Here is a 14840-nt window from a genome sequence, read left to right on the forward strand (position 1 = left end):
GCAAGGGAGTGCTGTGGGGAGGGTCGAGTCATACGCCGGCCGGGCATCCGCCCGTGTTCCGCGTCCGACTCTTCGTGTAGCCGCTGCAAGCTAATTGGCCCCCGAGCGTGAGCGGACATCCGCCGCACGGGGTTTTTTGGCCTCGGAAAGGGCTACGAACATGCAAGTCACCCGCGCTCACGTCGGTCTCACCAAGCTGCTGCTGTCGCCCGAGGGCCTGGGCCATCCCGCGCTCGCCATCGCCGCGTCCCGCGCCGGCGGCCTGGGGGTGCTGGATCTGGAGCTGGGTGCCGCCTCGCTCGCCACCCAACTGGAATTGCTGCGCCGCCATGCCGGCGAAGCCGGCTTCGGCGTGCGCCTGGGCGACTTCGATGCCGCGCTCGCCGCGCAGCTCGCTGGCTATCTGGAGAGTGGCCTGTGCCTGCTGGTGCTGGGGCGCGAGCAGTGGGGCGACTGGCAGGGCTGGCTCGCCGGTCTGGCGGACGAAGGGCCGGAGCTGCTGCTCGAACTGAGCGACAACGATCCCCTCGATACCGCCATTGCCGCCCGCGTCGACGGCCTGCTGCTCAAGGGCCACGAGGCCGCCGGCTTCGTCGGCGAGAGCAGCGCCTTCATCCTCGCCCAGCACTGGCGGGCGACCAGCGACCTGCCGCTGTACCTGCGCGGCGGCATCACCCCGCACACCGCCGCGGCGGCCGCGCTGGCCGGTTTCGCCGGCGTCGCGCTGGACAGCCAGGTGCTGCTGCTGCAGGAGTCGCCGGTGGCCGCCGATCTCCAGCCGCACCTGCGCAGCCTGTCGGGCAGCGAGACGGTCGCTGCCGGCAACGGCGAGTCCGGCCGCTACTGCCGCGTCCTCTCGCGTCCGGGCTTCGCCCGCGCCCGTGCCTTCGTCGCCGATGCCGAGGCGCTGAGCCCCCGGCAGATGCGTGAGCGTCTGCTGGCCGAGGTGGAATGGCGCAACCCGGCCGCCGGCCTGTTGCCGCTGGGCCAGGACGTGGCCTTCGCCGCCGCCTGGCAGAAGCAGCATGGCAGCGTCGCCCAGCTGTTCCAGGCCATCGACGCGGCCGTGCGGCACAATCCGCAGATCGCCCTGAGCGCCCGAGCCCTGCGCGGCGAGCGGGCGCCGCTGGCCGACGCCCTGGGCCTGGACCTGCCGCTGGTGCAGGGACCGATGAGCCGGGTCTCGGACAAGGCCGAATTTGCCGCCGCGGTGGCGGAGGGCGGTACACTGCCGATGCTGGCCCTGGCCCTGCTCAAGGGCAAGCCGCTGGCCGTCCTGCTGGAGAAGACCGCCGAGCTGCTGGCCGGCCGCCCCTGGGGCATCGGCCTGCTCGGCTTCGCCCCGCAGACCCTGCTCGACGAGCAGATCGCCGCCGCCCGGCCGCACCGGCCCAGCTACGCGATCATCGCCGGCGGCCGCCCGGACCAGGCGGTGCGCCTGGAGCAGTCCGGCATCCCCTCGTTCCTCCACGTGCCGTCGTCCAATCTGATCCCGATGTTCCTCAAGGAAGGTGCGCGGCGCTTCATCTTCGAGGGCCGCGAATGCGGCGGCCACGTCGGCCCGCTGAGCAGCTTCGTGCTGTGGAGCAGCATGATCGACCGCCTGCTGGAGGAAATCGCCCAGGGCGTGCCGGGCGAGGAAATCCAGGTGCTGTTCGCCGGCGGCATCCACGATGCCCGTTCCTCGGCCATGGTCCAGGCCATGGCCGCGCCGCTGCTGGCCAGGGGCGTCAAGGTCGGCCTGCTGATGGGCAGCGCCTACCTGTTCACCCGCGAGATCGTCGAGGCCGGCGCCATCGTCGACACCTTCCAGCGGCAGGCCATCGAGTGCGCCCGCACGGTCAATCTGGAGTCCGGCACCGGCCATGCCAGCCGCTGCGCCTACACCCCCTTCGCCGCCGCCTTCTTCGCCCGCCGCAACGAACTGAAGCAGCAGGCGGTGCCGGCCGACGAGGCCCGCGAACAGCTCGACGACCTGATCCTCGGCCGCCTGCGCCTGGCCTCCAAGGGCAGCATGCGGGTGGGCGAGGAGGGCACGCTCAAGACCTTCGAGCCCGCCGAGCAGGTGGCCGACGGCATGTACATGATCGGCCAGGTCGCCACCCTGCGTGACGCCATCACCGACATCGCCAGCCTGCACCGCGGTGTCACCGACGACTCGCTGGCGCTGCTGGAGGACTACCAGCAGGCCCAGCTCGAAACGGCTGTCGAGCCCGGCGCGCCGGCCGATATCGCGATCATCGGCATGGGCTCGATCCTGCCCGGCTCCAGCACCACCCGCGAGTACTGGCAGAACATCCTGGCCAAGGTCGATGCGATCACCGAGATTCCCTCGCACCGCTGGGACTGGCGCCTGTACTTCGACGAGAACCGCAGCGCGCCGGACAAGATCTACTCGCGCTGGGGCGGCTTCCTCGACGACCTGGTGTTCGACCCGACCCGCTACGGCATGCCGCCCAAGTCCATCGAGTCGGTCGACCCGATGCAGCTGATGGCCCTCGACATCGCCCGCCAGACCCTGGCCGACGCCGGCTACGAGCAGCGCGGCTTCGACCGCGAGAAGGCTTCGGTGATCATCGGCGCCAGCGGCGGCGCCGGCGACGTCGGCATGCAGTACGGCCTGCGTTCCGAGCTGCCGCGCTTCAAGGGCGACCTGCCGGGCGAGATCGCCGGGCGCCTGCCGCAATGGACCGAGGACACCTTCGCCGGCATCCTGATCAACGTGATGGCCGGGCGCATCGCCAACCGCCTGGACTTCGGCGGCGTCAACTTCGCTACCGACGCGGCCTGCGCCTCGTCCCTGGCCGCCGTCTACCAGGGCATCAACGAACTGATGGCCGGGCGCAGCGACCTGGTCATCGCCGGCGGCGTGGACACCGTGCAGGGGCCGTTCGGCTACCTGTGCTTCAGCAAGACCCAGGCCCTGTCGCCGCGCGGCCGCTGCCGCACCTTCGACGAGTCTGCCGACGGCATCGTCATCTCCGAAGGCATCGCCATGCTGGCGCTCAAGCGCCTGAGCGACGCCGAGCGCGACGGCGACCGCGTCTACGCGGTTATCAAGGGCATGGCCGGCAGCAGCGACGGCAAGGCCAAGGGCCTCACCGCGCCGTTGCCCGCCGGCCAGCTGCGCGCCATGCGCCGCGCCTACCGCCAGGCCGGTTTCGGCCCGGACAGCGTCGGCCTGTTCGAGGCCCACGGCACCGGCACCGTGGCCGGCGACACCGCCGAGCTGGACAGCACCACCGCGCTGCTGCGCGAGGCCGGTAGCCGTCCGGCCCAGGCGGTGGTCGGTTCGGTGAAGACCATGATCGGCCACACCAAGGCCACCGCCGGCGTGGCCGGCATGATCAAGGCGGCCCTGGCCCTGCACCACAAGGTGCTGCCGCCGCACCTGGGCGTGCAGTCGCCCAACGCCGTGCTGAAGCAGGCCGACAGCCCGCTCTGCGTGCTCGACGAGGCGCAGCCCTGGCTGGCCCGTGGCGACGTGCCGCGCCGCGCGGCGGTCAGCGCCTTCGGCTTCGGCGGCACCAACTTCCACGCGGTGCTCGAGGAATACGCCGGCGAATACCGGCCCTGGCTGGAACAGGGTGTCAGCGACGCCTGGAGCGCCGAGCTGCTGCTCTGGCGCGCCGGCAGCCGCGAGCAGCTGCAGGTTCAGGTGGGCCAGCTGCAGGCGCAGCTGGTGGCGCCGGGCAAGGTGGCGCTGCGCGACATCGCGGCCCATCTGGCCGGCGACCTGGGCCAGGGCGAGCACAGCCTGGCGATCGTCGCCTGCAGCCTGGACGAACTGGCCGACAAGCTGGACAAGGCCCAGCGCCGCCTGGCCGGCGAGGCGCTGATCGACCCGGCCGTGGTGCTCGGCGACAGCCGCGTCGAGTCGGGCCAGGTCGCCCTGCTGTTCCCCGGCCAGGGCTCGCAGAACATCAACATGCTGCGCGAGCTGGCGGTGCTGTTCCCGACCGTCGCCGAGACCCTGGCCGAGGCCGACGCGCTGCTGGCCGCCGGCACCGAGCGCTTCGCCGCCAGGCCGCTGAGTCGCTTCATCTACCCGCGCGCCTGCTACGACGAAGCCGCCAGGCAGGCGGCCAGCGCCGCCCTGACCAGCACCGACGTGGCCCAGCCGGCCCTCGGCGCGGTGGAGGCCGGCCTGCTGCGCCTGCTGCGAGAGCTGGGCGTCGATGGCGACATGCTCGCCGGCCACAGCTACGGCGAGTTCGTCGCCCTGTACGCCGCCGGGCAGATTGACTTCGCCGGCCTGATGAGCCTGTCCGAGGCCCGTGGCCGCTTCATCGTCGAGGCCGCCGCCAGCGCCGGCAGCGAACTGGGCGGCATGGCCATGGTGCAGGCGCCGCGCGAGCAGGTGGAGCGGGCCATCGCGGCCATCCCGGACCTGCTGGTGGCCAACCACAACGCGCCGGAGCAGAGCATCATCAGCGGCTCCACGGCCGGCATCGCCCAGGCGCTGGACGTGCTGCAGCAGGCCGGCGTCAACGCCAGCCCGATCCCGGTGGCCGCCGCCTTCCATTCGCCCTTCGTCGCCCCGGCCCAGGGCCTGCTCGCCGCCGCCATCGAGGCCACGCCCTGGCAGGCCGGGCGCCTGCCGGTCTACTCCAACGCCAGCGCCGCCCTGCACGACGTCGAGCCGGCCCGGGTCCGGCAGGCCATGGCCGAGCATCTGGTCAGGCCGGTGGAATTCGTCAAGCAGATCGAGGCGATGCACGCCGCCGGCGCCCGGGTGTTCATCGAGGTCGGGCCCAAGGCGGTGCTCAGCCGCCTGGTCGGCCGCATCCTCGACGGCAAGCCGCACCACGCCGTGGCCCTGGACGAGCGCGGCGGCGGCCTCGCCAGCCTGCTGCTGGCCCTGGCGCGCCTGCACGCCCTGGGCGTGGCCTTCGAGCCCCTCCGCCTGTTCGCCGGGCGCGCCTGCCAGCCCAGCGCCAATGGCCGCCTCGAAGGCCTGTGGCGCGACGCCAGCCTGCCCCGGCAGGCCTGGCTGCTCAACGGCAGCGGCGCCCGCCGCGCCAGCGAGGCGCCGCGCCAGATCGGCGTGCTGCAGGGCGACCTGCTGCCGGCCGCCGAACCGAAAACCGAGTCGCACCCGGTGGTGGTGCCGCTCAACCGCAACCCCGCAACCCCGCCCCACAGCGCAGCCCCGGCTGCCCCGCGACACAAGGAGAGGCTGGTCATGTCCGAACCCATGGCAATCCAAGGTGACGAAACGTCATCGGTGATGGCGGAATACTTCGCCACCATGCGCCAGTTCCTGGAGACCCAGGAGCGCGTCCTCAACGCCTACATGGTCGGCGCCGCCGCTCCGGCGCTGCCCCGTGGCCTGCCGTCGATGCCGGCCGCCGCGCCTGCATCGCGTCGCCCGGTGGCCGTTGCGCCGGCCGCGCGTGTGGCACCGGCCTCCGTTGCGGCGCCTGTCGCAGCGCCAGCTCCGGTCGCCACCGCGCCCGCACCCGTTGCCGCACCGGTGGTGGCCGCTGCCGCGCCGGCCCCTGCGGCTGCGCCGGCAGCCCAGGTGGAGGGCGGTCGGATCAAGGACATCCTGCTGTCCATCGTCGAGGAGCGCACCGGTTACCCGAGCGACATGGTCGGCCTGGAGCAGAACCTGGAAGCCGACCTCGGCATCGACTCGATCAAGCGCGTGGAAATCGTCGGCGCCCTGCTGCAGACCCTGCCGCCGGCCTACGGCAGCGCCCTGGGCGAGGCCCGCAGCCAGCTCAATACCCGAGCGACCCTGGCGGACATGCTGAAGATGCTCGAAGGACTCGAAGTCGGCGAGGTGGCCGTCCCTTTTGAGTCCGCCGGGGCGAGCCCGAAGACTGCGCCTTTCCAGGCCAGCCACTCGCCCCGGCATATCGTGGTGCCCGAGGAGGAAGCCATCCCTGAGCAGGCCCTGCGCCAGTTCGAGCCCGGCTACTTCATCCTCACCGCCGATGATCACGGCCTCGCCCTGCGCCTGCAGGAGTGGCTGGAGCAGCGTGGCTGCACGGTGTCCCTGCTGAGCCCGGGGCTGCTGGCCGACGAGGCGGCGCTGGCCGCCTGGTGCCGGGAGACGGCGGCCAACCCGGACAAGCAGATCGCCGGCGTGATCCATCTGGCCGCTCTCGGCGCGCATGCGCTGCCGGTGGATGCCGGGCTGGACGCATGGCAGCGCGAGCTGCTGGTCAACGAGAAGTCGCTGTACCTGATTCTTCACGCCCTGGCTGCCCAGCTGCGCGACGACGCCTATGTGGTGACGCTCAGCGCCCTCGGCGGCCTGTTCGCCCGTGGCCTCGACGAGCAGCGCCAGGCCTTGACCCTGCAGGGCGGCGGTAGCGGGCTGGTCAAGTCGATCCGTGAGGAGCGCCCGGAGCTGCGCACCCGCGCCATCGACCTCGACCCGGCGCTCGGCGACGCCCAGCAGCTGGCGATCATCACCACCGAGCTGCAGCTGGTCGGCGGGCGCCAGGAGGTCGGCTACCCGGCCGGCCGCCGCACCGTGTTCCGCACCCGGGAGGACGAGGTCGTCGCCGAGGACCTGCTGCCTGTGGTGGAGAACGCCGTGGTGTTGGCCACCGGCGGCGCCCGTGGCATCACCGCCGAGGTGCTGCGCGAGATCGCCCGTCCCGGCAACGTGCTGGTGCTGACCGGGCGCAGCCCGCTGGCCGAGGAGGGCGCCGACACCGCCGGGTTGAAGGACGAGGGCCAGTTGCGCCAGCACTTCATCGGCGAGGTGCGCGCCGGCCGCCTCAAGCTGACCCCGGCCGAGATGCAGAAGCGCATCGCCGCACTGGTCGGCCTGCGCGAGATGCACAGCAATATCGCCGACCTGCGTGCCCGCGGCGCGACGGTCGAGTACGTCGCAGTGGACGCCACCGACGAGGCGGCCCTGGCTGCCGCCATTGGCGGTATCCGCCAGCGCCACGGCAAGCTCAGTGGCGTGGTCCACGGCGCCGGGGTGATCGAAGACAAGCTGCTGGAAGACAAGACTCCCGACAGCTGGATGCGCGTGGTTGGCACCAAGGTGCTGGGCATGCTCCTGCTGCAGAAGCTGGTGCGGGTCGAGGAGCTGGAATTCTTCGCCGTGTTCAGCTCGGTGGCCGGGCGCTACGGCAACAGCGGCCAGCTCGACTACGCCACCGCCAACGAACTGATGAGCCGCCTGTGCAGCCAGTTGCAGCGCCTGTGGGGCAACAAGGTCAAGCTGCTGTCGCTGAACTGGGGCCCCTGGGGGCCGACTCTGTTCGGCGCCGGCATGGTAACCGCCGAGACCGAGAAGAAATTCGCCGACAAGGGCGTGGCCCTGGTCGGTGCCGCCCAGGGCCGACGCCTGTTCGACGAGGCCCTGCGCCTGAAGGCCGGACATGCGGTGGAAGTGGTGGCCGGTGATGGTCCCTGGGAACGTCACGAGGCGGAGGTCGGCCGCTGGCAGGAAGACGCCGGTGACGCCCCGCAGGCCGCCCGCCAGCCGCTGCTGACCCAGTGCCGCATCGAGGATGGCGAGAAGGGCACCCAGGTCCTGCACTTCAACCTGGACGCCAGCCACGGCTACCTGCAGGAGCACTGCATCGACGGCATCCCGGTGCTGCCGGCGGCCGTGGCCCTGGAGATCATCGCCGAGGCCGCCACCCTGATGTGGCCGGGCTGGCTGGTCGCCGAAGTGGCCGAACTGCGCCTGCTCAAGGGTGTGCAGCTGAGCGAGCCGACCCAGGCCCTGTCGGTGCTGATCAACCCGCCGACCTACGCCAGCAGCGAAGGCTTCGACGCCAGCATCAGCATCCGCTCCGGTAGTGGCCAGCAGCAGCGCATGCACTACCGCGCCGCGGTGAAGATGGCCCAGCAGCTGCCCGAGGCCCCGCGCCACGCGCCCCGCGAGTACCGCGAGCGCGAGCTGCCGGTGGCCAAGGCCTATCAGGAGTGGCTGTTCCACGGCCCGCGCTTCCAGGTCATCCGCGGCATCAGCGGCCTGTCCAGCCAGGGTGCGGCGGCGCTGATGTGTCCCAGCTCGCCGCAGCAGTGGCTGGCCGGCGGACGTGCCGAACAGCAGTGGATCATCGACCCGGCCGTGCTCGACGCCGCGCCGCAGATGGCCCTGCTCTGGGCCCGCACCTTCCACGACGGCTCGGCGCTGCCGGCGCAGTTCGGCCGGGTGATCCGCTACGTCGAGCAGTTGCCCGAGCGCTTCCACATGGACTTCCAGTGCCTGCCCGGCGAGGCTCAGCAGGTGCGCGCCAACGTCTTCTTCAGCGACGACGAGGGCCGCCTGCTGCTGCTGATCGAAGACCTGCAATGCATCGTCGATGCGCGCCTCAATCGCCTGGGCGGCACCCACCTGCGCAAGGAAACCGAGTGATGAGCAACGCGCCTATCGCCATCATCGGCATGGCCTGCATCTTTCCGCAGGCCCCGGACCTGGCCGGCTTCTGGCGCAACATCCTGGCCGGCACCGACGCCGTCGGCGAGCCGCAGGACGAGTGGGAGGCGCAGCGCTACCTGGACTCGGGGCGCATCAACACCCAGCACGGCGGCTACCTGAACGACCTGTACCGCTTCGATCCGCGCGAGTTCGGCATCATGCCCAACTCGGTGGATGGCGGTGAGCCGGACCAGTTCCTCGCCCTCAAGGTGGCCTTCGATGCCCTGCAGGATGCCGGCTACGCGGGCGACGGCGTCGACCATCGCGACACCGGCATCATCCTCGGCCACAGCACCTACCTGCACCGTGGCCAGGTCAGCCATATCCAGAACCATATCGTCCTCGACCAGACCCTGGAGCTGCTCAAGGCCGCCCAGCCGAGCCTGAGCGAGGACGACCTGGCGCGCCTGCGCGCGGCGCTGCAGAAGCAGCTTCCGCCGTCCAACACCGACATCGCTCCGGGCCTGGTGCCCAACGTGATGACCGGGCGCATCGCCAACCGCCTCAACCTCAAGGGGCCGAATTACATAGTCGACGCCGCCTGTTCGTCCTCGCTGCTGGCGGTCAACGCCGCCATGGACGAGCTGCGCAGCGGGCGCAGCCGCCTGATGATCGCCGGTGGGGTCAACGCCTCGCTGCCGGCCGAGGTCTCGGTGATCTTCACCCAGCTCGGCGCCCTCAGCGGGCGCGGCAAGGTGCGCCCGTTCGAGCAGGGCAGCGATGGCACTCTGCTCGGCGAAGGCCTGGGCATGGTGGTGCTCAAGCGCGTGGATGACGCCCTGGCCGACGGCGACCGCATCTATGCCGTGCTGCGTGGCATCGGCCAGGCCAGCGATGGCCGCGGCACCGGCCTGCTGGCGCCGAGCGAGGAGGGCGAGGCCCTGTCGATCCGCCGCGCCTACGAGAGCAGTGGAGTCGACCCGGCCAGCATCTCCCTGGTCGAGGCCCACGGCACCGGCATCCCGCTCGGCGACAAGACCGAGATCACCGCCCTGCGCAGCGTGCTCGGCGAGCGCCAGGGCCTGCTCGGCAGCGTGGCCATCGGCTCGGTGAAGTCGATGATCAGCCACTGCATTCCTGCCGCCGGCATCGCCGGCCTGATCAAGACCAGCCTGGCCCTGCACCACAAGGTGCTGCCGCCGACCCTGTGCGGCACGGTCAACCCGGCGCTGGGCATCGGCGCCACACCGCTGTACGTCAACACCGCCAGCAAGCCCTGGATCGCCAGGCCGCAGAGCCCGCGCCGCGCCGGCATCAACTCGTTCGGCTTCGGCGGCATCAATACCCATGCAGTGCTGGAGGAGGCGCCGGCCGCCGCCCAGCGTCCGTTGAGCTTCGCCCGTCGCGAGTGCGAGCTATGCGTGTTTTCTGGCGCCGACGAGGCTGCGCTGCTGGCCCAGCTGCAGCAGGTGCAGCAGTACATCGACAACAACCCCGGCGTGGCGCTGCTGGATCTGGCCGCCACCCTGGCCGCCCGCGATGCGACCGACAAACCGGTGCGCGTGGCCGTGCTGGCCGGCGATGTGGCCGAACTGGCGAAGAAGCTGCAGCAGGCGGCGAAGAAGATCGCCGAGGCCAAGAGCCCGCGCTGGATGACCCGCACCGGGCTGGTGTTCAGCCGCCAGCCGCTGCAGGGCAAGCTGGCCTTCCTGTTCCCCGGCGAGGGCTCGCAATACCTGAACATGCTGGCCGATCTGGCCCAGCAGTTTCCCGAGGTGCGCGAGTGGTTCGATTTCTGGCAGGGCCTGTACGACGAACAGCCCGGCTCGACCCGCACCGACATCCTGTTCCCGCCGGCCAGCGAATTGGACGACGAACTGCGCCAGCGCCTGGAGGCGCGCCTGTTCGACATGGACGTGGGTTCCGAGGCGGTGTTCGTCGCCAGCCAGGCCCTGTTCAGCCTGCTCGGCGCCCTGGGCGTGGAGCCGGACGCCATGCTCGGCCACAGCACCGGCGAGTCCTCGGCCCTGGCCGCCAGCGGCGCCATCGCCTTCAGTGACAGGGAGCAACTGGCCGACTTCATCCGCGAGCTGAACCAGGTCTACCGTGGCGTGCTGGATGGCGGTGGCATCGCCACCGGCGCGCTGCTCACCGTCGGCGCGCTCAAGCGCGAGCTGGTGGACCGCCACATCGCCGCCTGTGTCGAGCCGGTGGCGGTGGCCATGGACAACTGCCAGAACCAGCTGGTGCTGTTCGCCGACCGCGCCACCATCGAGGGCCTGCTCAAGACGCTGAGCGAGGAGGGCGGCATCTGCTCGATCCTGCCGTTCGACCGCGCCTACCACACGCCGCTGTTCGCCGCGGTGACCACGGCCTTCCACCAGTACTACCGCGATGTCGGCCTGCAGGCGCCGAAGACTCCGCTGTATTCCTGCGCCAGCGCCGACCTGTTCCCGGCCGAGTCGGCGGCGGTGTGCGAGCTGGCGGCGGCGCAGTGGTCGAACACTGTGCGCTTCCGCGAGACCGTCGCCCACATGCACCGCGACGGCGTGCGTTACTTCGTCGAAGTCGGCCCCTCGGGCAACCTGACCGGCTTCGTCAACGACATCCTCGGCGGCGAGGAATACCTGGCCATCGCCTCCAACGCGCGCAAGCGCAGTGGTGTGGAGCAGCTGTTCAACCTGCTCGGCAGCCTGTTCGCCAACGGCAAGGCGGTGGACCTCGGCAAGCTCTATCGCGGCATCGCCTGCCGCGTGCTCGACCTCGATCAGCCATTGCCCCAGCCCAGGCGCGGCATGCTGGTGAAGAACACCATGCCGGTGGTGCATGTGAGCGAATCGCTCGGCGAGCTGCTGCGCGAACTGTTCCAGCCGGTTGCGGCCGTGCCTGCGCAGCCGCTGGCCGCGAGCCCGACGGCGCCGCTGCTGGCGGATATCCAGCGCCAGGGCGAGCGGCTCAGCGCCCAGTGCCCGCTGTGGTCCACCGACCGCTTCCTCGCCGACCACGTGCTGTCCGGCCCCAGCTCTTACCATCAGCCCGAGCTGCAGGGCCTGGCCTGCGTGGCGATGATGGCCAGCCTGGAAATCATGGCCGAGGCCTGTGCGCTGCTGGCCGGCAGCGTGGCGATCAACCTGATCGAGAACGTCCGCGCCTTCGACTGGGTCGCCCTGGATCGCGGCGAGCTGACCTTGCAGGTGCAGGCCGAGCGCGTCGCCGACAACCACTACCGGGCCGAGCTGCACAACGCCGGCAGCCTGGTGATGAGCGCCGAATTCCGCTTCGCCGCGCCTCTGGTCGGCGCGCCGCTGGCCGAGCTGCAGGGCGGCATCGGTTACCGCTGGCCGGATCACGAGCTGTACAGCACCGGCATGTTCCACGGCCCGCTGTTCCAGAGCATCGCCAGTGTCGGTGCCTGGGCGGAGGAAGGCATCGACGCACAACTGGCGTCCTGCTCCATCCATGGCTTCGTGCAGGACGGCGAGCCCTGTGCCCTGGTGCTCAACCCGGTGCTGCTGGACGCCCTCGGCCAGCTGGCTGCCTACTGGCTGGCCCAGCAGGTGGGCACCGACTTCAACAGCTTCCCCTCGCACATCGCACGCATCGAGCTGCACGCGCCGGCTCCGGCCGACCTGTCCGGCGCCTGGCTGCGTGGGCGCCAGCGCCCGGTGGATGCGGCCAACGGTGGCCTGGATGCACCGCGCACCTGGACCTTCGACTGCCTGCACGAGGGCCGCCTGCTGCTGCACGCCAGCGGCTTCGCCAACCTGTTTTTCCCGGTGCCCAACGCCTTCTACCAGCTGCGCCGCGAGCCCATGAACGGCTGGCTCGGCGCACCGTTGGCTAGCGCGGTGCCCGAGGCGCTGCTGTGGCAGCTGGAGCAGCTGCCCGAGGACTTCTGCAAGCAGTCGGCGGCGATCTTCCTGCGCATCCTCGCCCATGCCGTACTGGCCGCCGAGGAACGCGAGGAATGGGAGGCCGTGCGCCAGACCCGCCGCGCCCGCGAGTGGCTGCACGGGCGCCTGTGCCTGAAGGAAGCGACCCGCTACTTCATCTACCAGCAGACCGGTGAGCTGCTCTGCCCGGCGGACGTGGTCGTACGCCACGACGCCCTGGGCGCGCCCTTCGTCGATGGCTGGTGGAACGGCCACTGGTTGAGCGCGCCGGCGGTGTCGCTGAGCCACGACCGCGACGGCTGCCTGGCCGCGCTGGTGCCGGCCGGCGCCGTGGGCGTGGACGCCGAACGCCTGGACCGCCTGCAGCGCCCGGAGCTGGTGGCCGGCTCCTTCACCGCCCATGAGCAGCAGGTGCTGGCCGCGGTCGACCCGGCCTGGCAGGGCGAGCTGACCCTGCGCACCTGGTGCGCCAAGGAGGCCGCCGCCAAGTACCTGGGCTGCGGCCTGCGCGGTGCGCCGCAGGATTTCGAGGTGCAGTTCGCCGAGACCGGCGACCTGGCCGAAGTGAGTTTCGCCGGGGACGCCAGCCTGGCGCCGGCGCGCGTGAACGTGGCCTTCGAGGTCCACGGCGATCGGCTGATCGCCCTGGCCGGGGCCGAGAGCGAGTTGTCTGTACAGGAATACGGAGTGGCCAATGGCTGAGAGCAAGAGCGCAATCGAGCAAACCCTGATCCACATCGCCGCCGACCTGACCCAGGACTGGGGCATCGAGCTGGACGAGCCGCTGAGCGCCAAGACCCGGCTGGTGGCGGACATGGAGTTCGCCTCGGTCGACATCATCCAGCTGATCGTCGCCATCGAAGAGCACTACAACCGCCCGAAAATGGGCTTCCAGGATCTGCTGATGAACGACGGCAGTTACGTCGACGATCTCTCCATCGGACAGCTGATCGATTTCGTTCACGAAAAACTCACAGGAGTGCCGGCATGACCACTCGTACCCTCTTCATCGGCATGGATGGCTGCACCTTCACCATCCTCGACGACCTCTGCGTGGAGAAGGACGGCCAGCCGGCCGTGATGCCCTTCCTCGGTAGCCTCATGGCTCGCGGCACCCGCGCCAAGCTGCGCTCGACGCCCAACCCGCTGACCCCGCCGGCCTGGGTGTCGCTGATGACCGGACGCAGCCCGGGCAACCACGGCCTGCTGGATTTCATCCGCGCCGAGGAGAAGAACGGGGACGTGTTCTTCACCCTCTACGATTCGCGTGACAACCGTGCCGAGACCATCTGGTCGATCGCCAGCCGCCAGGATCGCCGCGTCGCCGTACTCAACCTGCCGTTCACTGCGCCGCCGCCCAAGGACCTCAACGGCTTCATGGTGCCGGGCTTCATCCCGTGGCGGCACCTGCGCCGCAACACCGTGCCGGCCAACTTCTACGACCGCCTCAAGCAGGACCTGCCGGGCTTCGACCCGAAGGAACTGGCCTGGGACTTCGAGCAGGAGAAGCAGGCGGTCAACGACCTCACCGACGAAGACCGCGAGAACTGGGTGCGCTACCACCTGCCGCGCGAGAAGCAGTGGTTCGAGATCGCCAAGTTCCTGCTCAAGGAAGAGGCGCCCGAGCTGATGGCGGTGATGTTCGACGGCGTCGACAAGCTGCAGCACCAGGCCTGGCTGTTCCTCGACCCGGCCCTGCAGCACGACGGCGTCAGCGACTACCACAAGCGCATGCGCAAGCTGTGCCTGGACTACTTCCGCCAGCTCGATGGCTTCATCGAGGAGCTGGTGACCATGGCCGGCCCGGACGTGCAGGTGTTCATGGCCTCCGACCACGGCTTCACCGCCACCACCGAGGTGGTGCGGATCAACGCCTGGCTGTTCGAGAAGGGCTACCTGCACTGGAAGGAAGTGCTCGATCCGGACTCCGAGGCCGCCAAGCGTCGCGAGGAAAGCATGTTCGCCAACCTCGACTGGACCAAGACCACCGCCTACTGCCGGACTCCCTCCAGTAATGGCATCAACATCCGCGTGGCGCGCAATCCGGGCGAGACCGGGATCAAGCCGGAAGACTACGAGGCCTTCCGCGAGCAGCTGATCATCGACATCAAGGCGCTCAAGGACCCGGTGACAGGCGAGAGCATCGTCAGCGAGATCCACCTGCGCGAGGAAGTCTTCGCCGGCCCGGCGATGATGGACGCGCCGGACCTGCTGCTGGTGCTGCGCGACTTCGGCTTCGTCTCGATCAAGAACAAGCTGCCGATCGTCGAACCGCGCGAGGAGCCGGCCGGCACCCACCACCCGGATGGCATCTTCATCGCCTGCGGCCCGGGCATCCGCAAGGGCGTGCAGATCGACCGCCGGCACATCTGCGACGTCGGCGCGACCCTGCTCTACAGCCAGGGCCTGGAAGTGCCCGGCGACTTCGAGGGCAAGGTCCCGGCCGACATGTTCATCAAGCCGTGGCTGAACCAGAACCCGATCCGCATCGGCGAATCGACCCGCGGGGTGAACAAGGACGAGAACGCCGAAGGCATGGCCGACGACGAGAAGGACAAGCTGATGGCCCAGCTGCAGATGCTCGGCTACATGGAGTAACGCGC

Annotated in this window: 4 protein-coding genes; all 4 read left to right on the plus strand. The window is 70.3% G+C overall.

Annotation, left to right across the window (positions count from 1 at the left end; translation table 11 throughout):
* Positions 1-160 precede the first annotated feature (160 nt).
* From N5D30_RS19265 to N5D30_RS19280, 4 genes are read left to right on the plus strand one after another with little or no spacing between them, the layout of a single operon-like run.
* Positions 161-8341 (plus strand): type I polyketide synthase, encoded by an 8181-nt coding sequence (locus tag N5D30_RS19265; RefSeq protein WP_279910254.1) that lies wholly within the window; start codon positions 161-163, stop codon positions 8339-8341.
* Positions 8341-12939 (plus strand): type I polyketide synthase, encoded by a 4599-nt coding sequence (locus N5D30_RS19270; protein WP_279910255.1) that lies wholly within the window; start codon positions 8341-8343, stop codon positions 12937-12939. Before N5D30_RS19265 ends, N5D30_RS19270 begins: the two co-directional genes overlap by 1 nt.
* On the plus strand, positions 12932-13228 hold the full coding sequence (locus N5D30_RS19275) for a hypothetical protein (RefSeq protein ID WP_220812759.1): 297 nt from the start codon (positions 12932-12934) through the stop codon (positions 13226-13228). The genes N5D30_RS19270 and N5D30_RS19275 overlap by 8 nt, the downstream gene beginning before the upstream one ends.
* Positions 13225-14835 (plus strand): alkaline phosphatase family protein, encoded by a 1611-nt coding sequence (locus N5D30_RS19280; RefSeq protein ID WP_279910256.1) that lies wholly within the window; start codon positions 13225-13227, stop codon positions 14833-14835. The genes N5D30_RS19275 and N5D30_RS19280 overlap by 4 nt, the downstream gene beginning before the upstream one ends.
* Positions 14836-14840: the final 5 nt, after the last annotated feature.

Origin of the sequence: Pseudomonas sp. GD03875 (genome assembly GCF_029840585.1) — a bacterium.
Classification (GTDB): domain Bacteria; phylum Pseudomonadota; class Gammaproteobacteria; order Pseudomonadales; family Pseudomonadaceae; genus Aquipseudomonas; species Aquipseudomonas paralcaligenes.